The 24456-nt window shown below is 69.3% G+C and carries 23 protein-coding genes and 1 pseudogene; 9 read left to right on the top strand and 15 right to left on the bottom strand.

Annotation, left to right across the window (positions count from 1 at the left end):
- Positions 1-113: 113 nt before the first annotated feature.
- Genes FDA94_RS01275 through FDA94_RS01265 form a run of 3 tightly spaced genes read left to right on the top strand, consistent with a single transcriptional unit; the run spans position 114 to position 2302 of the window.
- On the top strand, positions 114-653 hold the full coding sequence (locus FDA94_RS01275; RefSeq protein ID WP_137245134.1) for a hypothetical protein: 540 nt from the start codon (positions 114-116) through the stop codon (positions 651-653).
- A gap of 9 nt (positions 654-662) precedes the next feature.
- Positions 663-1739: a type 2 isopentenyl-diphosphate Delta-isomerase gene (gene fni / locus FDA94_RS01270; RefSeq protein WP_137245133.1), complete on the top strand. Its 1077-nt coding sequence runs from the start codon at positions 663-665 to the stop codon at positions 1737-1739.
- A gap of 2 nt (positions 1740-1741) precedes the next feature.
- Positions 1742-2302 (top strand): hypothetical protein, encoded by a 561-nt coding sequence (locus FDA94_RS01265; RefSeq protein WP_137245132.1) that lies wholly within the window; start codon positions 1742-1744, stop codon positions 2300-2302.
- A 56-nt stretch (positions 2303-2358) separates the two neighbouring features.
- On the opposite strand, the gene FDA94_RS01260 is transcribed toward FDA94_RS01265, so the two are convergent.
- From FDA94_RS01260 to FDA94_RS01240, 5 genes and pseudogenes are all read right to left on the bottom strand, one after another.
- On the bottom strand, positions 2359-2952 hold the full coding sequence (locus tag FDA94_RS01260) for a hypothetical protein (protein ID WP_137245131.1): 594 nt from the start codon (positions 2950-2952) through the stop codon (positions 2359-2361).
- Positions 2953-3305: 353 nt separating this feature from the next.
- Positions 3306-3524 (bottom strand): annotated as a pseudogene (locus FDA94_RS40245) (transposase); the annotation flags it as partial.
- Between the two features lie 325 nt (positions 3525-3849).
- Complete coding sequence (locus tag FDA94_RS01250) at positions 3850-6333, bottom strand: hypothetical protein (RefSeq protein WP_137245130.1); 2484 nt, start codon at positions 6331-6333, stop codon at positions 3850-3852.
- Between the two features lie 119 nt (positions 6334-6452).
- Entirely contained in the window at positions 6453-8783 is a 2331-nt protein-coding gene (locus FDA94_RS01245; protein WP_137245129.1) for an AfsR/SARP family transcriptional regulator, read from the bottom strand.
- A 200-nt stretch (positions 8784-8983) separates the two neighbouring features.
- Positions 8984-9940, bottom strand: a complete 957-nt coding sequence (locus FDA94_RS01240) for an alpha/beta fold hydrolase (RefSeq protein ID WP_212735102.1) — start codon at positions 9938-9940, stop codon at positions 8984-8986.
- Positions 9941-10284: 344 nt separating this feature from the next.
- On the opposite strand from FDA94_RS01240, the gene FDA94_RS39775 reads away from it, so the two are divergent.
- On the top strand, positions 10285-10803 hold the full coding sequence (locus FDA94_RS39775) for a hypothetical protein (protein ID WP_212735101.1): 519 nt from the start codon (positions 10285-10287) through the stop codon (positions 10801-10803).
- 357 nt (positions 10804-11160) lie between these two features.
- Here FDA94_RS39775 and FDA94_RS40975 read toward each other — a convergent pair whose 3' ends face one another.
- From FDA94_RS40975 to FDA94_RS01230, 3 genes are all read right to left on the bottom strand, one after another.
- Positions 11161-11286 carry a hypothetical protein gene (locus FDA94_RS40975; protein WP_281286513.1) on the bottom strand — a complete coding sequence of 42 codons (126 nt, stop codon included), beginning with the start codon at positions 11284-11286 and terminating at the stop codon, positions 11161-11163.
- A gap of 386 nt (positions 11287-11672) precedes the next feature.
- On the bottom strand, positions 11673-12272 hold the full coding sequence (locus tag FDA94_RS01235) for a dihydrofolate reductase family protein (RefSeq protein ID WP_170990733.1): 600 nt from the start codon (positions 12270-12272) through the stop codon (positions 11673-11675).
- Positions 12273-12289: 17 nt separating this feature from the next.
- Positions 12290-12811: a pyridoxamine 5'-phosphate oxidase family protein gene (locus FDA94_RS01230; protein WP_137245126.1), complete on the bottom strand. Its 522-nt coding sequence runs from the start codon at positions 12809-12811 to the stop codon at positions 12290-12292.
- A gap of 76 nt (positions 12812-12887) precedes the next feature.
- On the opposite strand from FDA94_RS01230, the gene FDA94_RS01225 reads away from it, so the two are divergent.
- A complete protein-coding gene (locus tag FDA94_RS01225; RefSeq protein WP_212735100.1) occupies positions 12888-13538 on the top strand; it encodes a winged helix-turn-helix transcriptional regulator in 651 nt (216 codons plus the stop codon).
- A 514-nt stretch (positions 13539-14052) separates the two neighbouring features.
- Here the strand turns inward: FDA94_RS01225 and FDA94_RS01215 are convergent.
- From FDA94_RS01215 to FDA94_RS01200, 4 genes are all read right to left on the bottom strand, one after another.
- Complete coding sequence (locus tag FDA94_RS01215) at positions 14053-15519, bottom strand: MFS transporter (protein ID WP_137245125.1); 1467 nt, start codon at positions 15517-15519, stop codon at positions 14053-14055.
- 58 nt (positions 15520-15577) lie between these two features.
- A complete protein-coding gene (locus FDA94_RS01210; protein WP_170990732.1) occupies positions 15578-16207 on the bottom strand; it encodes a TetR/AcrR family transcriptional regulator in 630 nt (209 codons plus the stop codon).
- Between the two features lie 300 nt (positions 16208-16507).
- Positions 16508-17212, bottom strand: a complete 705-nt coding sequence (locus tag FDA94_RS01205) for a DUF4386 domain-containing protein (RefSeq protein ID WP_137245123.1) — start codon at positions 17210-17212, stop codon at positions 16508-16510.
- A gap of 104 nt (positions 17213-17316) precedes the next feature.
- On the bottom strand, positions 17317-17664 hold the full coding sequence (locus FDA94_RS01200) for a nitroreductase/quinone reductase family protein (RefSeq protein ID WP_246059445.1): 348 nt from the start codon (positions 17662-17664) through the stop codon (positions 17317-17319).
- 205 nt (positions 17665-17869) lie between these two features.
- On the opposite strand from FDA94_RS01200, the gene FDA94_RS01195 reads away from it, so the two are divergent.
- Complete coding sequence (locus FDA94_RS01195; RefSeq protein ID WP_137245121.1) at positions 17870-18529, top strand: TetR/AcrR family transcriptional regulator; 660 nt, start codon at positions 17870-17872, stop codon at positions 18527-18529.
- 663 nt (positions 18530-19192) lie between these two features.
- On the top strand, positions 19193-19558 hold the full coding sequence (locus FDA94_RS01190) for a DUF1330 domain-containing protein (protein WP_137245120.1): 366 nt from the start codon (positions 19193-19195) through the stop codon (positions 19556-19558).
- A 450-nt stretch (positions 19559-20008) separates the two neighbouring features.
- On the opposite strand, the gene FDA94_RS01185 is transcribed toward FDA94_RS01190, so the two are convergent.
- Complete coding sequence (locus FDA94_RS01185) at positions 20009-20581, bottom strand: TetR/AcrR family transcriptional regulator (RefSeq protein ID WP_137245119.1); 573 nt, start codon at positions 20579-20581, stop codon at positions 20009-20011.
- A 715-nt stretch (positions 20582-21296) separates the two neighbouring features.
- Entirely contained in the window at positions 21297-21866 is a 570-nt protein-coding gene (locus tag FDA94_RS01175; protein WP_137245118.1) for a hypothetical protein, read from the bottom strand.
- 198 nt (positions 21867-22064) lie between these two features.
- Here FDA94_RS01175 and FDA94_RS01170 point away from each other — a divergent pair, with 198 nt between their 5' ends.
- Both FDA94_RS01170 and FDA94_RS01165 read left to right on the top strand, forming a co-directional pair.
- Positions 22065-23264 carry a sensor histidine kinase gene (locus FDA94_RS01170; RefSeq protein ID WP_212735098.1) on the top strand — a complete coding sequence of 400 codons (1200 nt, stop codon included), beginning with the start codon at positions 22065-22067 and terminating at the stop codon, positions 23262-23264.
- Positions 23261-23866, top strand: coding sequence for a response regulator transcription factor (locus tag FDA94_RS01165; RefSeq protein ID WP_137245117.1), 606 nt, complete (start codon positions 23261-23263; stop codon positions 23864-23866). The genes FDA94_RS01170 and FDA94_RS01165 overlap by 4 nt, the downstream gene beginning before the upstream one ends.
- Before the next feature lie 293 nt (positions 23867-24159).
- Here the strand turns inward: FDA94_RS01165 and FDA94_RS38955 are convergent, their stop codons facing one another.
- On the bottom strand, positions 24160-24330 hold the full coding sequence (locus tag FDA94_RS38955; RefSeq protein WP_170990730.1) for a hypothetical protein: 171 nt from the start codon (positions 24328-24330) through the stop codon (positions 24160-24162).
- Positions 24331-24456 lie beyond the last annotated feature (126 nt).

The following is a 24456-nucleotide window of genomic DNA, read 5'->3' as shown; positions in this document are numbered from 1 at the left end:
GCTTACTCATCAATCTCCGGCCGGTCGTTCCTATGGTCGTCGGTGTCCGAGAAAACGCCACCTGTCGAAAGGCCGAAATGGCCACCGGAAGAGCCTTTTCCCTGGGCGCCGTCATGGCCGCCACGATTCTGGCCGTCACCGCGCCCCCCGCCCACGCTTATGTCGAGAAGCACGAATCCCGTTATGTGCCGCCGTACGAGCAGGGCAGGTATTTCGATTTCGGCTGCCCCGCCCGGCATCTGGTCCGGGACCTGACCCTGCGGAGCACCCCGAACGTCTGGTACGGGCAGCCGGTCATCTCTCCGGACGAGAACGCCTTCAAGGTCGCGGCCGCCAACATCGGCGCCGATGCCGGGGCGATCTTCGCGAGCTACTACTGCGTGGAGCCGCCGAGGAACATCACCCGGACCCTCTGGATCCCGCCCTCGATGGTGATCCTCCCCGGCAGGGCCGAGCTCACCATCCAGTGCCCGCAGGACTACCCGTTCGTGGAAGCGATCTCGGCCTGGCCCGACGAACAGGACACGGACGTGAGCTGGGAGGCCGACCAGGACACCAAACCGAACTCGGTCGAGTTCTCCTTCACCAACCGCCTCCTCCGGTCGGTGCCCGGCAAGGCGTCGATCGCCTGCACGGAACTGAACCTGCCCTAGGGAGGGACGATGCCCGATGTCGCGGACGTGACCTTCGAGACCCGCAAGTCCGACCACCTGCGCCTGGCACTCGACGAACGCAACGAGGCCACCGGCCTGCACGACCTGGACCTCTATCACCTGACGCACGACAGCCTGCCCGAACTGGACTTCGACGAGGTCGGCATCGCCGCCCGCGCCCTCGGCGGGGAGACGCCCACTCCCTTCTACGTCGCCGGCATGACGGCGGGCCACGCCGCCGCCCCCGCCATCAACCGCCGCCTCGCGGAGGGATGCGCGCGGCACGGATGGATCTTCGGTGTCGGCTCCCAGCGCCGGGAACTCGATGACCCCGGCCTCACCGTCGACCGGTGGGGGACGATCCGCGAGGACTTCCCCGACCTGTCGATCGTGGCCAACGTGGGCGCCGCCCAGCTCGCCGAATCTCCGTCCGACCGCATCGTGCGCCTGGCCGAGGTTCTGGACGCGCGGGCGATCGCCGTCCACCTCAATCCATTGCAGGAGTGTCTCCAGCCCGAGGGAACTCCGCGCTTCCGGGGCGTCGTGTCGGCTCTGCGCCGTCTCACCGAGGCATCGGACGTCCCGGTCGTGGTCAAGGAGACCGGCTGCGGCTTCGGGGAACGCGCCCTGGGCAAGCTCGCCTCGCTGCCCATCGCCGCAGTGGACCTGAGCGGCCTGGGCGGCACCCACTGGGGCCGCATCGAGGGAGCCCGTGCGGGGGAGTCCGGCGACGCCGTCCGGGCCGGGGCCGCCGCGACGTTCCGCGACTGGGGCGAACCGACCGCGACCTCGCTCCTGCCGGCCCGCGCCGTCCTGCCGCCCGCCATCGAGCTGTGGGCCTCCGGGGGCGTCCGCTCCGGCCTGGACGCCGCCAAGCTCATCGCCCTGGGCGCGTCGCAGGTCGGCTACGCCCGCCCCGCCCTGTCCGCAGCCCTCGCCGGCCCCGACCACCTCGATGCCTGGATGACCCAGCAGGAGTACGAACTGCGGGTCGCCCTCTTCTGCACCGGCTCGGCCACCCCCCGCGCCCTCTACGAGTCCGCCACCCTGCGCGGACCTCACATCACCGAAGGAAAGAGAAAGTGACCATGCGCACCATCAGAAACCTGGTCGTCGCCCTCGCGCTGACCGCAGGCCTCGCCGGCACGGCCCAGCCGGCCTCCGCCGACTCGCACACCGGGATCTTTCACCTGAACGCCCTGGAGCAGCGATACGTGACCTGGTCCTGCCCGCCGGACCAGGCGGTCGAGTCCTACTCGATCTCATCGTCGCCCCACGTCTCGCACTGGGGCTTCGAGTGGCGGAACAACCACAACGGCTTCCGGGTGGTCGCCTCCAACGACAGCAACCGCCAGACCGGCCAGATCGTCGCGGACTACATCTGCGTGCCCTCCAGCATCACGATCACTCAGAAGATCACCGTCCCTCCCTCGACCGTCGACGGCGGTCACGCCGGCTCGTTCCTGATCTGCCCCGCCAGCCATCCCCACGTGGGCCGTGCCTGGGCGGCCGTACCGGCGAACGTCACCTACACCATGAGCGTCTACGTCGACGTCAAGCCCGAGCGCGCGCGGTTCCTCCTGCGGAACTCCTCCCTGATCGGGACCTCGGCGAAGACCTTCGTCGATTGCCGCGTCTACCCCGCCTGAACCGGAGAACGGGGACCCGGGTGTGCCCGGGTCCCCGTTGCCGTCCTCTGAGCGGTTTACGAGGTCGAGAGGCGGCGGCACCTGAGGCTTCCGCTGAACACGCCTGACTGCAGGGCCGCGTTGTCCACCGTGATGAGCACCCCGTCAGGTTCCCCGACCGCACGGAGCTTGTGATAGGAGAACGTCGCCGCCGGCGGAAGCCGATCCTCGTTCACCGCGAGCTCAACGAACTCCGGATGCGATTCCGGGCAGAGCTCCACCACCATCAAATATGGATCATTCGGGCCGAGGTTGTGGGTGCTGAGCGGGACGATCGTGGTTGCCGGGCCTTCGTCGACGACCTCGCAGGTGTACGTGACGCGCATCCACGTCGTCGAGTTCGCCAGGTTCACGATGTCGGCCCCGAACCCGCCGCCGTGCGAGGAGCTGTCGGCCGCCCGCCCTTCCCGGCTGATCTGCAGGTTGGGGCCGGCCTGGAAGATCCAGGTGCCGAGCGAGGTGCCCGCCGGGCAGTACCAGTAGTCGCGCGAGGCGTAGTTGGGCGGGATCTGCCTGATCTGCGACCGCTCGTCCGCCAGTGCAGCCGACGCACCGCCGATCATCAGCCCTCCGGCGAGGACCAGAGCCGAGACGGCTCGTAAGAACTTCATGAACACACTCCTTTTGCGCGACCACCAAGTACTCGATCGGCATTTCGCCATTTCGGGACTCGCACTGCGCTTCCCGTTCAAAGGAAAGACGGCCTGCGGTGAGTAAGCATGAGTAATTCCTACGCATTTACCGGGCCGCCCCGAGTCCTCAATTCTCCTGACGGGGGTACGGCGGCGGCGCTCACGTCCGAGGGGTCGGCAAGGCCGCCGCTCTACTCCACGAAACACTCCTGGCCTGGCCCTCCGCTGAGAGGACGACCGTGCTGACATCAACCGACGCCGATGAACTGGTGAACGGCCGCGTCTCGGCTCGCGGTGTGGCCGTACCCGGCCTCCTCGTGTCCTGAGTCGTGATTCGTCGGCAGTATGCGGCGAGGGAGTCTGACGGTGATCTCGGCGAAGAGGCGTTCGACGAGGTTGAGCCAGGATGAGCTCGTCGGGGTGGTGCAGGACGAAGCGGGGATGCATGACGAGCCACGTCTTGATCGCCGGGGTTGTGTGTGGGTGGCGTAGTTGTCCAGCGTGACGTGGACGTCCAGATCGGCGGGCACCGTCTTGTCGATGGTGCGCAGGGGAGCCGGGTGACGGCGTTGAGGGTGAGGGCGCCGTCGGGATGACCGCCGGAGCCTCCTCGCCTGTGCTGGAACCAGACCACGCCTTCCTGACCGACCCCGGGGTCACCTGTCCAGTGACAATGTCGCTCTCCAGCGTCTACGTGGGCGCGGGGCTGGCTGACGACGCATGGGTGAACAAGAACGACCCCTCGCTGAATCACCTCACCGACACATGGCTTCGCGTCGGCACGACGTCCACCAGTGCCGACATCGCCGTTTGGTCAACGGAATCCGGTGGGGGCGTGCCCCGGCTACGCACGAAGCCGGGGCACGCACCGGTTGCTCACGCCGGCGGGATCGCGTCCACCACGCGGGCGGGAACCACCCGTACCGTGCCGGGCTGGGCCGCCGCCACGCGGCGGCCGTTCTGGATCAGCCAGACTGCCGCCGAGGTCGGCGACTTGATGAAGGTTCCGTCGGCGATGGTGGTCGGCAGGGCGTCCCACACGCGCCGGGGGATCACCCGCATCGGGTCGTCGGCGTAGCCGGACTCCTCCAGTTCGGCTTGGGAGACGAAGGGGATTTTCGCGCCGCCCACGATCGCCGCCTGGCTCGCCGAGGAGGCGTCCTTGATACGGACGCCATCAGCGATCCTGGTCGGCAGGGCGTCCCACACGCGCCGGGGGATCACCCGCATCGGGTCGTCGGCGTAGCCGGACTCCTCCAGTTCGGCTTGGGAGACGAAGGGGATTTTCGCGCCGCCCACGATCGCCGCCTGGCTCGCCGAGGAGGCGTCCTTGATACGGACGCCGTCGCCGATGGTGGTCGGCAGCGCGTCCCACACGCGGCCGGGTACCACGTGCATCGGGGTGTCGGCGTAGCCGGCCTCGGTGAGTTCGGCCATCGAGTGGAAAGCGACCTTCGCTCCTCCGACGATCGTCGCCTGGCCGGTCGAGTGGGCGTCCTTGATACGTATGCCGTCGCCGATCGTGCGCGGCAGGGCGTCCCACACGCGGGCCGGCACCGCCTGGAGGGGGCGGGGTTCGTATCCGGATTCGATGAGTTCGGCCATGGAGTGGAACGGGACCAGCGCGCCGCCGTAAACGCCGCCCTGGCTGGCGCCGTCAGCCCGGCGCAGCCGGGTGCCGTCGCCGATGCGCTGCGACATCGCAGCGAACGCGCGGGCCGGGACGGCCCGGACCAGAGCGCGCCAGCTCGCTCCGTATCCGGCCTCCTCGACCTCGGCGGGGGTGCCGAAGTCGGTACGGCCGCCGCCCACGATCGCCGCCACGGGAGTGCCGATGCCCTGCACCAGTGTGCCGTCGGCCGGGACGTCGGCGCGCATGGCGTTGAAGGCGCGCAGCGGCACGGCGCGGACGAGCGAGGCCCAGCCGGGGCCGTACCCGGTGTCGAGGAGCTCCTGCGGGGTGGCGATGTTGATGCGGGCCCCACCCACGATCTGCGCGACCGGGCTGGAGGTGCCGCCGCCCGTCCCCTGGATGAGGGTCATGTCCGCGGGCACCCGCGACCAGGCGTTGAAGGCGCGCACGGGGATGGCGCGCACCCGGGAAGCCCAGTCGGCGCCCTGGCCGACGTCGATGACCTCCTGCGGTGACTCGAATGGGACGACAGCGCCGCCCACCAGCATGGCGACCGGGGTGGCCGCGCCGCCGGCGCCTTGGACGAGTGTGCCGTCGGCGGGTTTGAACCCGAGCTCGTGGTAGCTGTTGGCGCTGATCGCCACGACCCGCTGCTGCCAGTTGCCGCCCTGGCCGACATCGGCCAGTTCCTGCGGGTTGGCGAAGGTGACCAGCGCGCCGCCGACGGTCATGGCGACCGGCAGGTCGAGGTTCCCGGCCTTGGCCTGGACGAGGTTGCCGTCGGCCGGGCGGGCGTTCATGTGGTCGCGGGCGTCGATCGACCAGTTGGAGATCTTCACCGGGGAGCCGCAGGTCACCGGGGCCGCGCACGAGTGCTGCCACAGGGGCGCGCCGCCGACGAACAGGTAGACGTTGCCGCGCTGGTCGACGGCCGAGGAGCCGTTGCGCGGGGTGGCCGGCCCGGCGTTGACGACGCTCTGCGTGGTCGGTCGCGACGGCGTGGCGCAGATGCCGTCGGCGCAGGTGGCCTGCCAGACGGGGGAGCCGCCGACCATCTTGTAGATGCGCTGGGTGTCGGTCGTGTGGAGCAAGGTGCCGTCGGCCAGGCCGTTGACGTCGGTCACCGGCTGCGGGCCGGAGTCGGGCGGAGTGACGGTGCCGGGATTGCCGCCGCCGCCCCGGCTGCCCCGGGGCAGCCGGCAGTTTTCGACGAAGTCGGTGACCAGCCAGTCGCACAACTGCACCGCCTTGGGGAACAGGGCGCTGGTGATGGCGGTGAGGCAGGTGTACCCGCCGGGGGTCGTCCAGCTCTGCATCAGGGCGACGATGTCGTACTGCACGACGGGCGCGACGTAGCGGAACTCGCCGGCCACCGTCGTCACCGTCTTGGCGAAGCGGAAGCTGTCGGACAGCGTCTCGCCGTACTTGTAGCCGGCCTCTCCCGCGATCGAGATGATCTTGGCGAGGTCGACCCCGGCGCTGCCGCCGCCGCTGAACTCGGACGTCGCGGTGACCTGCACGGTCTTGTCGTAGGTGATGCTGTCGGGGCCGTCGTGCTTGCCGACGGAGACCCGGTAGAAGGGGTTGTCGGTGGCGAGCCTGGCCGTGGTGGTGGTGACGACCTCCTCGGAGAGTTCGGCGTAGGAACACTTGTCGTGGGCCCAGTCGGCGTGGGCGGCGGGTGTGCCGTGCAACAGAGCGCCGATGACGATCAGAACGATCATCATGGCCCTGGTTCTCAGCATGAGGGTCCTTTGTCTGCGATGGGCAGGTGATGGCACCCGTCCATGCTGAGAGCCGGCCCCGTCGTCTTGCCGTCGTCCCGCCGTCGTCGCCCCGTCGCGGTTCAGACCAGGGCCGTCATGCATCCCTTCGCGCGGGGGAGCGCCTCGCGGGCGCTGTCCTTGCGCTCGCCGGCGGTCAGCCGGGCCATCGCGTCGGCCGGGGCGCGCTCCAGGCGGGTGGCGGCACGGGGATCGCCGAGTCGCCGGCGGCTGACGCCCAGGCCGCCTTGCGCCGCGGCTCGCAGTTCCGGCCACCCGGCCCCCAGCTCCAGGGCGGCGGTGTAGTGGATGATCGCCTTCTCATGGTGGTCTTGGTGGCTGTACAGGTCGGCCAGCCCGAGGTGGAGGGCGGCGTGCACGGCCGGGTCGCCGCCGGGGCCTGCGGCGGTGAAGGCGGCCTGAAGGCACAGGAGCCAGTCGGCCGGCCGCCGGGTGGTGCGGAAGTGTCCACGCAGGGCGTCGGCGATCAGCCAGACCGGCTCACCGGGGCCGGTGCGGGCCAGTTGGTCGAGAAGGGCGACCAGGTTGTCGTGCTCGGCGGCCAGCCAGGCCGCGGCCTGGGCCCTATCGGTGAATGTGCGTACGGGGGCGGGAGACGGCAGGCGTACCAGATCCGGGTGCAGCACCAGGGCGGCGGCGAGCGCGCCGTGCAGATACCAGTCGTGGAGCCGGGCCGCGCCGGCGGCCGGCGCGTGTTCGGCGGCGTAGATCCGCAGCAGGTCGTGCAAGGAGTAGCGGTCGCGGGCGACCCGGCCGATCAGGTGGAAGGAGACGAGCCGGTCCAGGCGCCCTCGTGTCTCGGCCAGCGGCCGGCCGATGAGCGCGGCGGCCAACTCGTCGCCGAATCCGGCGCCCGGCACCAGCCCGAGCAGCGCGAAAAGCTCGCGCTCCGGCTCGGGCAGGGCGGCGTACGAGAGGTCGAAGGTGGTCCGGACCGCGCTCGCCTCGTCGTCTCCGGCCGACAACATCGCCAGCCGGTTGCCTTCACGCAGGTCGGCGAGGTAGCCCTCCAGCGGCTGATCTCCGATGTTGGCGGCCGCGATCCGGGCGGCCAGCGGCAACCCGCCGCACAGGTCGGCGAGTTCGGCCAGCTCGGCGGGCTCTCTTCCGAGCAGCCCGCTGAGTAATCGCCGGGTCTCCTCTGGCGGCAGCACATCGACCGGCACCCGCAGCGCCCCCTGCCTGGCGACCAGGCCGCGCAGTTGGTTGCGGCTGGTCACCACGGCCAGCGACCCCGCCCCCGGCAGCAGCGGACGCACCTGCGCCTCGTCGCGCGCGTTGTCGAGCAGCAGCAGCACCCGCCGCCCGGCCAGCACCGATCGCAACAACGCCGACCGCTCCACCGACCCCGCAGGCATCCGGTCGTCGGGCACGCCGAGCCCGCTCAGCAGCATCTCCAGCGCGCACTCGGGCCGGAGCGGGTCACCCGGCCCGAACCCCCGCAGGTCGACGTAGAGCTGGCCGTCAGGGAAGCGGTCGCGCACCGTGTGGGCCCAATGCACGGCCAGCGCCGTCTTGCCGACCCCGCCAGGTCCGGTGACCACGACGGGCCGGTCGCTGCCGCGCAGACCGTCGAGGACCGCGACCTGGGCCTTCCTGCCGGTGAAGGGGACGACGTCCGCGGGTAGCTGCCGGGGCTGATAGGACTGCTCGGCGGTTCCGGTGAGGATCTCGCGGTGCAGGCGGCGCAGCGGCTCGCCGGGGTCGACGCCGAGTTCCTCGCGTAAGAGGCGATCGACGGCCAGATAGGCCTGCAGCGCCTCGGCCTGCCGCCCGGACCGGTGCAGGGCCGTCATGAGCTGTTCCCACAACCGCTCCCGGAGCGGGTGGTCGGCGGTGGCCCGGCGCAGATCGGGGATGACCCGGCCGTGGCGGCCGAGGCGGATCTGGAGGGCGAACCAGCGCTCGAGGGCGCGTAGCCGCTGCTCGTCGAGCACCGGCACGTGGTCGCGACGCAACGATTCCGACGGTACGTCGGCCAGCGCCGCCCCCCGCCACAACGCCAGTGCCGCGCCGATCAGGTCGCTTTCCGTCACCGGATCGGTGGCTCGCTCGGCCCGCGCGAGGAGATCGTGAAAGGCGGTGACGTCGACGTCACCTGGGTCGGTGAGCAGGACGTAGCCATCCTCGCCGGTGTGGATGAGCCGGCGGCCCGCGTCGTCGGTCAGGGAGCGGCGCAGGCGGCGGATGTGCGTCTGTACGGAGTCACGCGCGTCGCCCGGGACGTCACGGCCCTCCCACATGGCCTCGGCGAGCCGGTCGACGGAGACGTGACGATTGGCTTCGAGCAGGAGCGCGGCCAGGGCGATGCGCTGTTTCTGCGCCGACACCACGATTGGGACCCCGTCACGGACCACCTCAAGAGGGCCCAGAACACCGAACCGCATCCCCATGCCCGGACAGTATCAACCGCCCCCGACAGTACTGGCGGGAATTTCGAGGGGTGGGCTCGCTTCACGCCGGACAGCGCGGTGGCGGGCGTGCCTGTGGCGCGTTTCCACAGGTCATTTCAGCGGCGCGACCAGTGGGGGAGTTCGAGGCCCTGTGCGCGCTCGACCACCACACCGACGTCGATGCACGAGCTTCGCAGCGATCAGAGGTTGTCGAGGAATTCCAGGAGCAGGCGATTGACCTCGTCGGGGCGTTCCTGCTGGATCCAGTGGCCGCAGTCCAGAAGGTGACTCCCGGTGAGGTTGGGGAGGGTCTGGGGATAGGCGTCGATGGCGTCGGAAAGCCACATGGTGGAAGCGTCCCGGGTACCGCCGAGGAACAGAGACGGCTGTTTGATCGGGGAGCCCGCATACGCAGCCAGGTCCTCCCAGTCACGGTCCATGTTGCGATAGCGGTTGAGCGCACCGGTGAAGCCCGTGCGCTCGAACTCGGCGGCGTAGAAGTCGAGATCGTCCTGCGACATCCAGAACGGCAGCACGCCGGAAGGGAAACGCTCCCGCAGCGTGCCGCCGGGGGCGACGAAGTGCGGGTCGGCGGCATCCGCCGCAGGCATCGTGTCGGCGGACAGGGCGCTGTAGATCCCAGCGAGCCAGCCGCGCGCGTCAGGCTCGATCTCAGCCTCGGCCCGTCCCGGCCGCTGGAAGTAGGAGACGTAGAACTCCTGCTCGCCGCCCATCCGCGCGAACACCTCGCTCGGACGAGGCCCGCCGGGCGGAGTGTAAGGAACGCTCAACAGCCCGACCGCACGGAACATCCCAGGCTCGACGAGAGCGGACTGCGCCGCGATGGTCGCCCCCCAGTCATGCCCGATGATCACAGCGGAGTCTTCCCCCAGCGCCCGCACCACCGACACGTTGTCACTGATCAAGTCGAGCATCCGGTAGGCGGCGGGATCCTGTGGCCTGGAGGAACGTCCATAGCCCCGTACGTCGAGCGCGACGGCCCGGTAACCGGCCGCCGCCAGCACGGGAAGCTGCCGCCGCCAGGAGTACCAGGACTCGGGAAACCCGTGGACGAGCAGCACCAGCGGACCAGTTCCCCGCTCCACGACGTGAATCCGTCCTGCGCCCGCTTCCAAGACCCGGTGTTCGCCTGTCACAGTCCCTCCTCGATCAGGACTCGTTGATCGTCCGACCATAAGGTCGAGGCAGGTCAGGGCCCAAGTTTCGTTGCCATTTCAGCAAAAGGCGTCTCAGTCCTACGGGGCCGGGCAGATCTTCCCGGCCGCCGTCCTGACCCGAAGAGGAGGCGTGCCACGCGGCAAGTCATACGGTCACACCTACGCCACACGCGGCCGTCACCAGTGCCGGCAATGGTGTTGAGAGCCTTGTCCTCGTCTCAATGGATCACTTGGATGCTGCTGTCATCGCGGGTGATGTTCCCCGGCCTCGGTGAGCCGCTGACGTCGGGGCTTCATTTCGCGGAAGACGCCAGGGCGAGGGAGTGGAGGCTGGTGAAGGCCGCGCGGATGTGCTCGGAGAGGCCGGCCGTGTCGTCCGCGGCGATCCACGACGTGAAGGCCGACCGGAACAGTGCGATCCCCGTCTCGGCCGCGACCGATGCCGGTCCTTCGGCGGTTCCCCGCGCCCGCAGAGCCGTGCCGAGGGCTTCGGCCAGCCCGGCCAGTTTGAACTCGCCGCCCGCCTTCCGGCGCCAGCCAGGCAGCGCCGGGGGAGCGCATCGTGCCCATGCGTCGATGGCGCAGTGGTCGGCGAGAGCGATCGCGGGCTGGGCTCAGATAGCCGCGGCGCGACGGTGCCGGACGACCGGCATGCTTCATGTACACGGGACGAGCAGTGGGGATCGTGGTACGTCGATATGACGCCGAAACCAGTAGGAATCTACAATGTAAAGGCGTTCGTGTGTGAAATTTATCATTCGACGAGCAACACCAAGAACATCAACGACGTCGAGGTCTCGATAGCAGCATTTTGCGACGGGGTCGCGGGGGAGCGCACCTAACCGGAATGACGGCACGGCATGAGACCGCGGCCAGACGCAGGGGAGCGAGGCCGAGACCGCTTCGAGCCGCGCGACCAGCCACTCGGCCGCGTCGCAGCGTCCGATTCTCGTGTACGCCAGGGCGGCGTCCCGCGCGAAGGGGACCAGGCAGGGTTTTGAGGATGCCGACGCGCTGGGTCGTCTCGTCGAGTAGGTCGAACAGCGCGCAGGCCGTGGCGAGGTCGCCCTCGTGGAGGGCGCGGCGGCCCGGCCGACCGCCGTGAGGGCCTGCCCAGCGGCCGGCCCCAGCTCCGGTTCGGCGTGATCTCCCGCCAGGCGGTGGGCGCCCGCCAGGTAATGCGCGGCCGTCTCGGGCCATCACGTCGAAGGGCACACCCCCGACGCGATGGGCGGGCCGTGGGCCCGTCCGACGTAGAAACCGGCGTCGGCGATCCGGCGGAGCAGCCGGGGCTTCCCCATCCCCGCGTCCCCGTGGATGAGCACCGCCCCACCACACCCCGCCCGGGGCTCCGCCACAAATTCACAGTGTCGCAAAACGCAGGACGGATTCCATTGCAACGGTGGCGCGAAAATCCTTACGTCCCAGCCTCTAGTGAGGGGTTGCGCATCATGGCCTCCCAGTCTGGTCGTCATAGTTGGCGCAGGTAATCTGCACCACCTGGGTGCCGGGTGTTGCGCCTCGGGCGAGAAGGCACTTGTTGCTGTTGAGGTTCCGGAATTTGGTCCACATGCCAAGACTGGTCTGCGTAATTGGCGCACGGCGTCTGCTTCGCCGGTGCGTTGTCGGTGTGGCCTTGAACGACTAGACACATGCCGCTGTTGACGTTGACCATCCAGTCATGACGAGCGATGGCGTCGGCCGTCCTTGCTCAGGACGGAAAGTCGACATGCGCTGTACGCCGTCCCACAGGACGGTATTTCATGAGCGCGACGCCGGAGGGAAAACGTTCGGCGGAGACCAGCTCCAGTTCCAGGGCAGCCTGTCCGTCGTCGAACAGCGCCTTGCCCCGGCGGAGGAACACGGGGTGCACCAGAAGGTGGAACTCGTCGACGAGCCCGAGATCGTCGAGGGAGCGGATCACCCCGAGGCTGCCGTAGACCACGAGGTCCCCGCCGGAACCGCGCTTGAGCTCATCGATCTCTTCGGCCCGGACGCGGTCGATCCGGCGGGTGTTCCGCCACGTGGCGGTACGTCCCGAGGCGGAGACGACGATCTTCTCCATGGCGTCGAGGCGCCGGGCGTAGGCGCGCACCTCCTCCGGTTCGGCAGGGCTCTGGGCGGCTTTCGGCCAGTGTCCGGCGAAGTCGCTGTGGGTGACCCGGCCCAGCAGCAGGCCGCCGGCGTTCTCCACCAGTTCCTGCTCGTACTTCTGGAGCCGCTCGTCGATGAGCAGCCAGTCCATCTGGTCCTGCGGGCCCGCGACGAAACCGTCGAGGGTGATCCACATCGAGACCACGATCCTGCGCATCCGCGTCTCCTTCGGATTCATCGGTCGCCGCGGAGGGCGGCCATGACGGGTTGCGGTGTCTTTTCGGGGAACCGCTCCCGGAAGTCCAGGACGCCGACCCAGGCCGGTCGCAGGGCGATGCGGACCATCCGCAACCCCGGCTGGTCGATCGCCTTCACGTAAGCGGCGCCGGCCTCCTCGCCCATCGCCGACCGCTGCATCGCGGCGTATTCGGGAAGGACGCCGTCGACCTCGGCGAGCGTGACCCGGCCACGGAGCATGAGCACCTGCGGGAGACCGTCGGCGGTGTCGACGCAGATCGCGACGTCAGGGCGGGCCCGCAGGTCCTGGACCTTGTAGTTGCCCGCGAACGCGCCGATCACCAGTTCCTCTCCGGTCCAGCGGAAGTTCACCGGGATCAACCGCGGCGTCCCGTCCTTACCGGTGTACGCCAGGCGGGCGACGAGAGAGCCGGTCAGCAGGTGCCGCGCGGTGGGGGTGTCCAGCAGCCGCGTGTCACCTTGCGGCAGCAGCGTCGCTTCTTGGTCGGAAAGGTCCATGGAGCCCAAAGTAAAGTGAGTTGATCCTAAAAAACAAGCAATACTCCTAAATCAGGATCGGCGCTAGCCTAGAGGTATGAGCGGAAGACGTAGCTATGGGGACTCGTGCGGCCTGGCCCGTGGCTTCGACGTCATCGGCGAGCGGTGGGCGGTGCTGGTCGTGCGGGACCTCCTGCTCGGCCCCAAGCGCTTCGGCGACCTGCTCAGTGGCCTGCCGGGCGTCAGCCCCAACGTCCTGAGCCAACGGCTGCGCGACCTGGCCGACCACGGCGTCGTCCGGCGCGTGGACCTGGGGCCTCCGACCCGGGTCCACCTCTATGAACTCACCGAATGGGGCCGCGAACTGGAACCCATCCTGCTTCAGCTCGGCCGCTGGGGCAGCCAGGCTCCCTCCCCGCCCGACCGCCCGCTCGGAATCGACTCCTTGCTGCTCAGCGTCAAAACGCTCTTCGACGTGACCCGCGCCGCCGAACTCCGCGGCCGCTACGAACTCCGCATCGACGAAGACGTCTACGTCACCGAGGTCACCGAGAACGCGCTGCTCATCGACCGCCGAACACCACCCGGACCGCCCGACGCCGTCCTCACCACCGACCTGGCCACCCTCCGGAACGTGTGCGAACGGCGGATCACCGTCGACGACGCGGCCCGATCGGGCCTGCTGCACCTCGCGGGCGACGAGCCCGCCCGCCGGCGCCTCACCGACCTTCTCCTGTCCCGCGGATAGGACGGGGTCCCCGTAGCAAGCGGCGCCCGCCGGTTCTCCAGGTCCAGGTCCTCGACATTGAGGGAGGGGATCTCGGCTGCGCGGGCGGTCTCGTACAGCATCCGGTAGAGCGTCTTCTCCCGGAGCGGGAGGTCGCGGTGGGATGGCAGCCGTTCCAGCTTGGTTTAAGGGCAGTCATGATCGCCATTGCGGGTCCGGCATAGACCTCAGAAACCGCGCTGAAATCTACAATGTAAAGGCGCTCGCTAGGTGAAAAAACCAAATGACCTCACGCCAAATCCTCAACGACATCGAGGCCCCGGCGCCGTCGTATCGAAAGGGGAATAGTCCTCGTCGCGGGGGAGTGGCGGCATCGGCACGAGCTCTGAGACCACGGGCTGCTGTCCGGGAGTCGCGGGCCAGAGCGCCCATGTCTCTCCTCGGGTTCCGGCGCGTTGGCTGTACGTGCCGGAGAAGTAGTGGCCTCCGCTCTTGGTGATCGCCGTGAACGTCGACCAGGACGTCCCGCGTCGCCTCACGCGGTCATCGGCACAGGCTCCAGGTCCCGGGCCCGGATGAGGAGGAGCGAGATCGCCACGCCGGCCAGCCCGGCGGCCGCCGCCACCAGGCAGGTGGCCGACAGCGCTCCGGTGAAGGCGGTCCTGGCCGTCTCCAGAGCAGGCCCGTTCACCTGGTCGAACCGGCCGGCGGCCACCAGCGCGGCCTGACCGGGCAGCTCCGCGCTGATTCGGGCAGTGAAGATCGCGCCGAAGGCGGCGACGCCGGTGGCGGTGCCGAGGGGGAAGAAGGTGTTGGACAGGCCGGAGGCCATCCCGGCCTGCTCGCGCGGAACGAGGTCGAGCGTCACGCCCAGCAACGGCGGGAAGGCCAGTGCTCCGCCGACGCCGAGGAGCACGAGGCCGGGGAACGCCACGGACCAGTTGCTGGCCGGCTCCACCCTGGCCATCAGCAGGAAGGCGACCGTGATCAGGGCGAATCCCGCGGCCATCAGCCGAGAGGCGGGGATGCGCTGTCCCAGTCGCCCGGCCAGTGGGGCGACGACGAGGATGGGCAGGGTCATGGCCAGCAACCGCAGCCCGGTCTCCAGCGGCGAGTGGCCGAGCATGCCCTGTAACCACAGGATCAGGTACGGCAGGATGCCGAAGCTGCAGATCCTTGCCAGGAACGTCAGCAGCATCGCGCCCATGAACGAGGGAATGCGGAACAGCCGTATGTCCAGGACGGCGTGGGGGCGGCGGGCCTGGAGCGCGATGAACAGCATGAGCAGCACCGGTCCGGCCACCAGCGCGGTCAGCGTCGGGGCTGATCCCCATCCCCGATCCGGACCGGTGATCAGCGCGAAGTTGAGCACGAAGAGCATGGCTACGGCCAGCACGGCGCCGAGTACGTCTATCCGGTCATCGGAGGTCTCCCTCGCTGGCTCGCGCAGCCGCAGCAGTGCCCCGGCCAGTAGGAGCAGGCCCACGGGCACGTTGATCCAGAAGATCCAGCGCCAGCCGAGGGTGTCCACCAGCAGACCGCCTGCCAGCGGCCCGAGCCCGGCGGCTGCGCCACCTGCGGCGGAGAAGGCGCCGATCGCGCGCCGGCGGGCGCGGCCGGCTGGATAGGCGCCGGCGAGGAGCGCCATCGCGGTGCCCATGACCATCGCGCCGCCCACGCCCTGAGCGATGCGGAAGGCCGCCAGCGCGCCCGGGTTCCAGGCCGCGCCGCAGGCCGCGGAGGCGGTGGTGAACAGGGCGACCCCAGCGGTGAAGACGGCGCGGCGGCCGACTCGGTCGGAGACCGATCCGGAGGGGAGCAGCAGGGCGGCGAACGCAAGCGTGTAGCCGTTGACGGTCCACTGCATGCCGTCGAGGCGGGCGGACAGCTCGCCCGAGATCTCGGGGAGGGCGACGTTGACGATCGTGATGTCCAGGGTGAGTAAGACCGCGGCCAGGCAGACGACGGCCAGGGTCCACCCGGCGTTCGGGGACGGAGTCATGCGTACAAAGTACACAGAAGTTAGGCAAACCTAAATAGGTGGCGCGCTGTGAGAGCGATCAGCGGGTCGCGAGCGCGCCCACCAGGGTCCCGAGGCCGGACAGAAAGGCGGTCTGATGGTCGAAGGGGCGGACCGCCCGGCGGACCCGTTCGGGGTCGTCGACCGACGAACTCAGCAGCCCCTCGCGGGCGGCGCGCCGCTCAGGCGCGACGCCGGGCAGGTAGCACAAGTGGCCGAGGACGTACCACCACAGTTGCGCGTACGCGTCGGTCGCCTGCCGGTCGTCCATCCCGAGCTCGGCGAACTGGTCCAGTGTCCACACGAACAGGGAGGCGGCGCGCGGCGCGAACAGCTCCCCTTGCCGGAGGATCTCCACCACCCACACGTGCTGGGCGAGATAGGCGTCCACGGCGGCGAAGGCGGCCACGATCCGCTCCTGCGGGGTCCCGCCTTCGGTGGGCAGCGCCGGCAGCCCTTCGGCTACGTCTTCCAGCAGCGCCATGGTGAGCTCGTGCTTGTCTTTGACGTGGCGATAGATCGCCATGGGCGCCGCGCCCAGTTCGGCGGCCACCCGCCGGATGGTCAGCCCGCCAACCCCTTCGGACTCGGCCACGCGCCTGCCCGCGGCCACGACGATCCGGCGGGTGAGGAACTGGCGGTGTCCGCCGGAGCTCGTACGGGTGACCACTCCGCAACTGTAGTCGTGCTGGAGAGCTTCCACTTGGGGAGAGAGCCGCTGGGACCTTCCCAGCCGCCGGCGCCGTGGCCCGCTTCCGCTGAGCGGCCAAGACATCGGCGCAGGGCTGTGCCGCCTCCGCGCGCTCCAGGACGTGCACGACGCGGGCCTGTTCAGCTGCGGCTGGTCGCGACCGAGAGCATCTGCTGTTTTCTCTCGGCTATGGCCTCACCGGGTCTATTGCTGAGCGCTTTGAGAACCCGGCGATACCAGGGGAGAGGTTTCAGACCCCGTGTAGGGACGGCCGGCGCATCAATCGCGCCGGACGCCGTGCTGGTCGGCCGTAGTCGACGGATGCGCGGCGAAGCCTCTTGTCATCAGCCACACGGCGAGGACAAAACTGTGCAGGCCCAGCGGCACATTCATGGTCAAGTAGAGCGGAGTGACCACGTCAGTCAGACGAAGCAGCACTAAGAAGCTCGCCGACATCGCTGCCGCGATCCCCAGGAATCCCCAACCGGTCAGCCATCGAGGGACGAATTTCGACCGCCATAGAATGAGGAGAAGCAGGAGGTCTCCGAGGCCCAGCGAGATGATCAACGCGACGTGATTGACCAGGTCGCGGCCCGTTCGCAGCACTTCGCCCAGCACTTCAAGTCGGAATGCGTCCGCAGGGCCGGCTTGGGCGAATTCATGACCCAGCACAAGAAACAAGGGCAGCAGAATCACGCCGATGAAGTGGAATGTGGCCGCGATCAGCCTGAATCCGAGGAAGCCCAGGCTGAGCGCTTCGTTCTCCGCCCTCAACGTCGGATAGAGGTACAGAGCAAAGCCGACATAGGCGGGGATCATGATGGACTGCGCAACCGAGCCGATGATGACCTGACTCTCGTGTGCGGGAATGAGAGCGAGGCGGCGTGGATCCTCAAGAACGGGAACGATGCTCAGCACACCGGCGATCATTCCTACGATGACCAGTGTGCCCGCAATCGGGGTTGCCCGCCTGTTTGTATGCATGATGCTGGTCCTGTAATCGTCGTATGGCGGAGCGGGTCGGTGCCGGATCGGCGAGCGGGTCCGGCTCAACGGCGGGCAAGAGGGGACTGCCGGCGCGGCGGGGGTCAGCCCGCGAGCAGGTCCATGTGGAGGAACTCGGTGATGCGGAGCAGCTTCGGTGGACGGAGCACCTCATCGGGGAGGGCCAGGAACGCCTCGTCCTTCCCGATGAGGCGTGGGGCGGTGAGTTCCACCTCTCTCCCGTCGACGCGGAGTCGGGCTCCCCTGGCCGCCAGGACGTTTTGCACCCAGTCGGAGCGCGAACCATACACCAGGACGAACAAGTAGCCGCCGGCGACGGGATGCGCGTCGAGCGGCGTGCGGTAGGCAACACCGGAGGTGCGACCGACGTGAATCAGCACCGGCCATCTCCCGCCGGCTATCGCGCGAGGGTTGAACACCTTCTTGTTCACGTGCCCCCACCACCTCGGCATCGGCATTGAAACCTCCTTTGTCCGCCCGGTTGTGGCAGAGCTCGGATGGACGAGACGGCGAGCAGCCTTACTTTCGTAAGGCAGCTTACGAACGTAAGGTTGGCTTACGCTCGTAAGGCTGTCAACTCGTCCATCACTCGGAGCCGTCGTGTCACCATCCTCACAACCGCTCAGCCGAACCCTCGTGCTGGCAGCCGCGATCCGGGTCGCGGATCGCGGCGGCGTCGCGGCGATCACGATGCGCCGGATCGCGCAGGAACTGGGCGTGGAGGCGATGTCGCTCTACCACCACGTGCCGAACAAAGACGCGATCCTCGACGGCGTGGTCGACATGGTGTTCGCGGCGATCAAGCTGCCCGGCGCCGAATACGACGATTGGCGCGAAGCGATCCGTACGCGCGCCATCTCCGCACGTATGGTCCTGTCGCAGCACAGCTGGGCTCTCGGCCTCATGGACTCCCGCCGCGATCCGGGACCGGCGACGCTGCGCCACCACGACACCGTCCTGGGCGTCCTCCGGAAGGCGGGCTTCACGCTGCCGATGGCCGCGCACGCCGTCTCGCTCATCGACAGCTACGTCTCCGGGTTCGTCCTGCAGGAGGCGAACCTGCCCATGACGACGCCGGACGACGTCCAGGACGTGGCCGGCGGCATCCTCCGGAATCTGCCGGCGGAGGAGTTGCCGTACCTCGCCGAGATGATCCGCGACCACGCCCTGCAACCGGGCTACGAGTACGCCAGCGAGTTCGGCTTCGGCCTGGACCTGATCCTGGATGCGCTCGAAGCCCGCAGGACGGCCCCCCTCCCTGGCGACGCCCCATCCGGACGTGACGGACTCGCGTGATGTCGAAGTGGTCCGGGTGAAACACAACTCGACCTTGTTGCGCCTGGCCCAGGCTCGGGCGCGCCAGTCCTTGCGCGCCGGCAGGTCGTCCACGATGACCTGGATCGGGGCGCCGTCCGGGCGATCCACGCGAATCGACGTGAGCTTGCTCGACCGCGGCCCTGATGGAGGCCGCGTCGGAGTACATGTCGCCCAGCGCCTTGGGATCGTCGCCACACGAGGTGAGGGCCACGGTGCGGATGCTCAGGCTGGTGCAACGCTCCGGGGACCAGCGACGGCGACGGCAGGGTCACCTCATCGGGGCAGGCGATGCGTGGGCATGACGTACGGGCCATCATGCAGTCCCCGCCTCGCAGCATCCACGTGATAGATGTCACCCATTATCTATAAGGCGGGGGCGAGCCGCCCTGTCGCAGGGGAAAACCCCTCCCGACCTGCCGGCGGCGCGACTTGATCAGGCCGTCCGTCCGGCCACAGCGGCGATTAACGTCGCAATCCAAGTGGTCTGCGCAGCCACGCAGTGTCGGCGATCGCCTCGATGGAGTGCCATCCCCATTTGGATCATGACTGACATTTAAGTTGCGTGAATCGTCGCCCATCGAGTTAGATTACGACGGTAATTTAACTGTCCACCACGCTTAGCCGCCCCGAGAGGAACCTCCGATGAGCACCTACCTGATCAACCATCTCCGCATCCCTGGCGACGTCCCGAACGAGCAGGGACTGTCGTACCTGGAGCAGGTCGAGGCCACTGTCGAGCCGTTCGGCGGGAAGTGGCTGGCCAACGGAACAGCCGACGCGATCGAGGGTTCGTGGCCGGGTCTGGTCGTGCTCATGGAGTTCCCCGACCGTGCCGCCGCCGAGGCCTGGTACCGCTCGCCCGAGTACCAGGCGATCCTGCCGCTGCGCGTGCGCAACGCGATCTCGGACATCGTCCTGATCGACAGCCTGCCCCCGGGCTACACCGTGAAGGGGTTCGCCCAGGAGGTACGTGCCGCGGTCGCGGCGGCGGCCGGCGCCTCCGAGTGACGTCGTCATCCCGACCGGAGCCGGCCAGGTGAATGGCCCGGGAGCCGGAGACGCAACGCGCGGAGGACTGCCCTCACGTCATCGATCTCACGAACACGTACTCGTTCAGCGCAGGCGTACGGCTCGGGATGGACGACCGACAGGTCGAAACGGGTCGAAGAGTTGGCGATCCGGACGCCCGTCGCATCGTGGACACCTCGTAACCTTCCGGACCTGCGCGCCGAGTCCCTGCGGCAGGGCCCCGAAGGTCTGCACGCGGGCGTCCGCGCCGACTGAGGTCACCGCGACGCGATCGCGTCTCGACTCCATGCCTGCGAGGGCGGATCCGCCGAAGGAGGTAGCGGTCAGCCCCGCCGGCACAGCCAACGCGGAGGCCGCCGCCAGCGACACCGGCGCCGCACGCAGCCCTGCGGGACACCGAGCGGTCGGGACACCGAGGTGGCTCACACGTCAGCCGGTTTCCGGTTGACCACTGTCGGCAGCCCCTGCCGCCGCCGCATGTGCCGCTTGCAGGATCTGCTCCGACAAAGGCGTGCCCGCGGTGGCACGGGCAAGAAGTATGCCGCCGACGAGCGTGGCATAGGCGGCCAGGCCGGCGTCACCAGGCGCGATCCACCCCGCGAGTTCCTGGACGCCCCTGGCGTAGGTCTCCCTGTGCTTGGGCTCACGCGCGATGTCGCCCGCGAACCCGGCTGCGGGACAACCGGTGCCAGGGTTGTCGCGATGCTCGATGGAGAAGTAGGACTCGAGCAGCGACTGCCACGCCGCCTGATGCCCCCCGGCCTCCTGGTCCAGAGCCACGAGGTCTTGCAGGTTGTCGGCAAAGGCCTTGGCGGCCGCTTCGGCAACGAGAGCATCTTTAGAGGCGAACTGCTTGTAGAAGCCGCCTTGAGTCAGTCCGATCGACTTCATCACATCCGCGATGCCGACCTTGACCACACCGTCCTCACGGAACAGCCGAGAGGCCGCGGCCACCACTCGCTCTCGGTTGACCTTCGCTTCTGCTTGCGAGACGCGGCTCATTGATCATCCTCCGTAATGCCGGCCTTCCGCCCCGTCGCGGGTCGTCACATCGACCGGCGGACCGAGACCCCGATTTTAAGATTACGTCCGCCTTCTATCCCCTGCCGTGGCTCCCTGTCAGCCGGCACCCACCGCCGATCCGTCCGTCCAGGCTCCAGGGCTCGGGCGGCGCCCCGCACGTAAGATGGTGAACACAATCTAACATTCGCACACGGTCGCCTCGCCGTCGATTATCGCGGCCACGGTCCGCCGGCCTCGGCCGCTACATCCGCCTGGCGGGGAGACCTCCGCCCGCATCACCGCCGAGCACGACCCCGCCAACCGGCGCCGCCGTCCCCGCTGACCGCTGCACGCTCCCTCCACAGGCTTCGGCTCCGGCACTCTGACCAGCGGTTCAGCGCTCGACCAGCCGTACTGACCACTGATGTCCCGGAATGAGAAAGGGCCTTCGGGTTCAGTGTGGATTGCGACATCTGCACCGTGACGCGCCGCTCAGCGAGACGGGACGACTTCCGCCTGGCCCGCGGTGTCGTGGACGACCAGTGGCCGCTACGCCGCGCCGCCGAACGCTTCCTGCTGCGCGAGCCCGATGCGCGGGTCGCGTCGAACGGCTTGGCCGGATTATCTGGGGCTCCTGGTCTCCTCTCGCAGGTCAGAGCGGGTTGATCTTTCAGGCTTCACCGCGATGCTGCACGTCGCCGTCGCCGTCGCCGACCTACCAGCTGAAGATCAACTCGGCGGCGATCACGACGTCGATGACGCCGCACCATTCCGCGAAGGACGGGGCCACCACCTTGTCCCGCCGGAGGTGGACGAAGTCCCAGACGCCATGGAAGAACCATCCGGCCGCCACCAGGTAGCGGCCCAGATCCGGATGAACGATCAGCCCGATCAGCCCGAGCGCACCGAAGGCGAGCATCCCCAGCGCCTGCACCTGGAGCGTCCCGGACCGGAACAGGTGCCCGTCCACGACGCTCCAGAGCAGGACGATCAGCGCGATGACGGAGAACACGGCGGCCGGTTCGATCACGTCCAGCACGCGCAGCGCGACGACGCCGGCGATCCCGACCACGAGCAGCGGCCACGTCGCCCGGCGCGCCTCCAGCTTGGCGACCACCAGGTACAGCAACGGCAGGAGCAGGAGGATCGACGCGAACGACGCCACCCCCTCGTCCGACTCGGTGCCGCCGAAGGTCGCCGCGGAAAGTGCCAGCGCCAGCGCCGTGGGCCAGCGGTCGAGCAACCGGCGGAACCGGTGCCCGCGTCCGTGGGGCAGGCTCGCCATGGGGTTCCTCCTGGTGGGGTGGTGGGTGACAGGTGACTGATGGTGGTGCGCGAGTGGGCATCTCCCGCGCTCAGCCTGGCCGCTGGTGGCAGCCGCCAGTAGTGCCGGAACCGCAGGCGTGCGCGTGGCTTTGTCACTCGATTTCATGACAACTGTCATGAACCGGCCCGCAGCGCCGCGCGCTGTCAGAATGACCGTGTGCGCGACCATGGGCCCGACGGCGAGACGGCGGCACTGCGGCGCTTCCGCCGCTACACCCGGTGGAGCCTCACGGGCACCACCGCGTTCTTCCTGGTCACCGTGGCCGGCGCGGGGCTCCTGGCCTCCGGCGTACCGGTCTGGGCCAGGGGTGCGGGCGCCGTCGCGCTCGTCGTGACGGCCGTGTGCTGCGCGGTGCTGCTGCACCACCGGCTGGCGTCCGACCCGGCCGCGCCCGGCCAGCGCCCCGGCCGCCCGCCCGTGGCGTGGATGGCCGCGAGTGCCGCCGGTACGGCCACGCTCGGTGGCGTTCTGCTGGCCGTACGGGACGACGCGTTGTGGTCGCTGGCCCCGGCGATGACGGTGGCGGTCGCCGCGACGTTCCTGCCGTCGCCGCGCCGATGGGCGCTGATCGCCGTGGCGATGGCCGCCGCGGCCGTGCCGGGCGCGGTCGCGGGAGGCGACGATCCGGTGCGCGCGGTGCTGTTCCCGCCGGGACTGGTCGCGTTCAGCGCCTGGGTGACGCTCGGCTCACTGTGGGCGTGGGACATCGCGGAACGGCTGAACGCGGCGCGCCGCCTGGACGGGGAGCTGGCGGTCACCCGGGAACGGCTGCGCTTCGCCGCCGACCTGCACGACATCCAGGGCCACCACCTCCAGGTGATCGCGCGCAAGAGCGAACTGGCCGCGCGGCTGACGGCGGCCGACCCGGCCCGCGCGACCGCGGAGATGCTGGAGGTGCAGCGGCTCGCCACCGACGCGCTCTCGGACACCCGGGCCGTCGTGCAGGGATATCGCCGTACGACGCTGGACGCGGAGCTGGCCAACGCGGGCCGGGTGCTCGCCGCGGCCGACATCGGGGTCCGGATGCACGTCGAGCCCGCCGCAGGCACCGGGCCGCTCCCCGACGCCGACCGGCACCTGCTCGGTCTGGTCGTCCGCGAGGCCACCACCAACGTGCTGCGCCACAGCCGGGCACGCGCCGCCGAGATCGACTACCACCTCACGGACGGCCTGGCCCGGTTACGGGTGCGCAACGACGGCACCACCGGCCCGCCCGGCTCGGGGGCGGGCACCGGGCTGCGCACCCTGGCCGACCGACTGCGGGCCGCCGGAGGCGAGCTGACCTGGGAGCACGACCACGGAAGCTTCGTCGTGACCGCCTGCCTGCCGGTCGACGCGAGCGCGGAGACACGATGATCCGGCTGCTGATCGCCGACGACGAAGAACTGCTGCGGAGCGCTTTGGCCGCGCTGCTCGCACTGGAACCCGACCTCACCGTGGTGGCCGAGGCCGCCACGTCCACCGACGCGGTGCGGCTGGCCCTCGAGCACCGCCCCGACATCGCGGTGCTCGACCTGGAGATGCCGCCCGCCGACGGGTTGCACGCCGCCGCGCGGATCATGGCCGCGCTGCCCGCCGCCCGGGTCGTCCTGGTCACCCGGCACGCGCGGCCGGGGGTGCTGCGCCGCGCCCTGGCAGCCGGCGTCAGCGGGTTCGTGCCCAAGACCACGCCGGCGTCCCGGCTCGCCGAGATCATCCGTGACGTCGCCGCGGGCCGCCGGTACATCGACACCGACATCGCCGCATCCGCCCTGACCGAAGGCCCCTGCCCGCTCAGCGACCGGGAACTCGACGTGCTGCGTGCCTGCCGTACCGGGGCGTCGATCGGGGAGATCGCCGCCCAGGTGCACCTCGCGCCCGGCACGGTGCGCAACTACCTGTCGGCGGCCATGGCCAAGCTGGGCGTCGGCTCCCGCCACGCCGCCGCCCACCGCGCCTGGGAGGAAGGCTGGATCTGATCCGCGGAACAGGCCGCCCACACCGTCATGGCGCTCGCTCCGGCCGAGCGCGCGCCGTGCTATCGCTAGCTGGGGGAGTTCTCCACGCATGAGCATGAGGTGCGCGACTGTCTAGCCGCGCGGGTGTGGTCGACTGCGGACCTTTCCCAAGTTGCGCAAGGCGGGGGGCAAGGTCCGAGCCGCTGCAGTCGATCCTCGCGCCAGGCGTGTCGTGAGCGATGGCCCGTGCCGATCATGGTGAGTGTGGCCTGCAAATCGGTTCTCAACCTCTGTAGGCGTGAGCACTGCGAACGTCACGAGGGCCTTCGCCTGCGGCCGCGGGACAGCGCCGCGCGCAGCTCGGCGAACACGGCGATGACGGGCAGGAAGGCGCGCAGCAGGTCGGCCAGCGCTTGGGGGAGCCGGGCGGCGGTGTGGAGAATCAGGGTGAGAGCGCCGATGGCGGCCAGGATCGTGGTGGTCATGCCCTCCAGGTTCGGTCGCTGGATGCGTTCGGTGCATCCGGCGGAACGAAGTCGGGTGAACCGGCCGTTCAGGGTGGCGATTCGGGTCTAGGCTCCGAACGGAATCGAATGCCGACGAACGCGTCC

The sequence above is a fragment of the Herbidospora galbida genome (assembly GCF_005233835.1).
In the GTDB taxonomy this organism is placed as follows: Bacteria; Actinomycetota; Actinomycetes; order Streptosporangiales; family Streptosporangiaceae; genus Herbidospora; species Herbidospora galbida.
Note: the sequence above shows the minus strand (reverse complement) of the source record. Positions and strands in the feature narration are given on the sequence as shown.

Excerpts from the sequence above, each read along its gene's own strand:
- FDA94_RS01175 (WP_137245118.1), bottom strand. The coding sequence starts at position 21,866 with ATGGCGAGCCTGCCCCACGGACGCGGGCACCGGTTCCGCCGGTTGCTC.
- FDA94_RS01260 (WP_137245131.1), bottom strand. The coding sequence starts at position 2,952 with ATGAAGTTCTTACGAGCCGTCTCGGCTCTGGTCCTCGCCGGAGGGCTG.
- FDA94_RS01205 (WP_137245123.1), bottom strand. The coding sequence starts at position 17,212 with ATGCATACAAACAGGCGGGCAACCCCGATTGCGGGCACACTGGTCATC.
- FDA94_RS01190 (WP_137245120.1), top strand. The coding sequence starts at position 19,193 with ATGAGCACCTACCTGATCAACCATCTCCGCATCCCTGGCGACGTCCCG.
- FDA94_RS01275 (WP_137245134.1), top strand. The coding sequence starts at position 114 with ATGGCCGCCACGATTCTGGCCGTCACCGCGCCCCCCGCCCACGCTTAT.
- FDA94_RS01215 (WP_137245125.1), bottom strand. The coding sequence starts at position 15,519 with ATGACTCCGTCCCCGAACGCCGGGTGGACCCTGGCCGTCGTCTGCCTG.
- FDA94_RS01245 (WP_137245129.1), bottom strand. The coding sequence starts at position 8,783 with ATGGGGATGCGGTTCGGTGTTCTGGGCCCTCTTGAGGTGGTCCGTGAC.
- FDA94_RS38955 (WP_170990730.1), bottom strand. The coding sequence starts at position 24,330 with ATGACCACCACGATCCTGGCCGCCATCGGCGCTCTCACCCTGATTCTC.
- FDA94_RS01230 (WP_137245126.1), bottom strand. The coding sequence starts at position 12,811 with ATGGACCTTTCCGACCAAGAAGCGACGCTGCTGCCGCAAGGTGACACG.
- FDA94_RS01235 (WP_170990733.1), bottom strand. The coding sequence starts at position 12,272 with ATGCGCAGGATCGTGGTCTCGATGTGGATCACCCTCGACGGTTTCGTC.
- fni (WP_137245133.1), top strand. The coding sequence starts at position 663 with ATGCCCGATGTCGCGGACGTGACCTTCGAGACCCGCAAGTCCGACCAC.
- FDA94_RS01165 (WP_137245117.1), top strand. The coding sequence starts at position 23,261 with ATGATCCGGCTGCTGATCGCCGACGACGAAGAACTGCTGCGGAGCGCT.
- FDA94_RS01265 (WP_137245132.1), top strand. The coding sequence starts at position 1,742 with ATGCGCACCATCAGAAACCTGGTCGTCGCCCTCGCGCTGACCGCAGGC.
- FDA94_RS01225 (WP_212735100.1), top strand. The coding sequence starts at position 12,888 with ATGAGCGGAAGACGTAGCTATGGGGACTCGTGCGGCCTGGCCCGTGGC.
- FDA94_RS01185 (WP_137245119.1), bottom strand. The coding sequence starts at position 20,581 with ATGAGCCGCGTCTCGCAAGCAGAAGCGAAGGTCAACCGAGAGCGAGTG.
- FDA94_RS01250 (WP_137245130.1), bottom strand. The coding sequence starts at position 6,333 with ATGATGATCGTTCTGATCGTCATCGGCGCTCTGTTGCACGGCACACCC.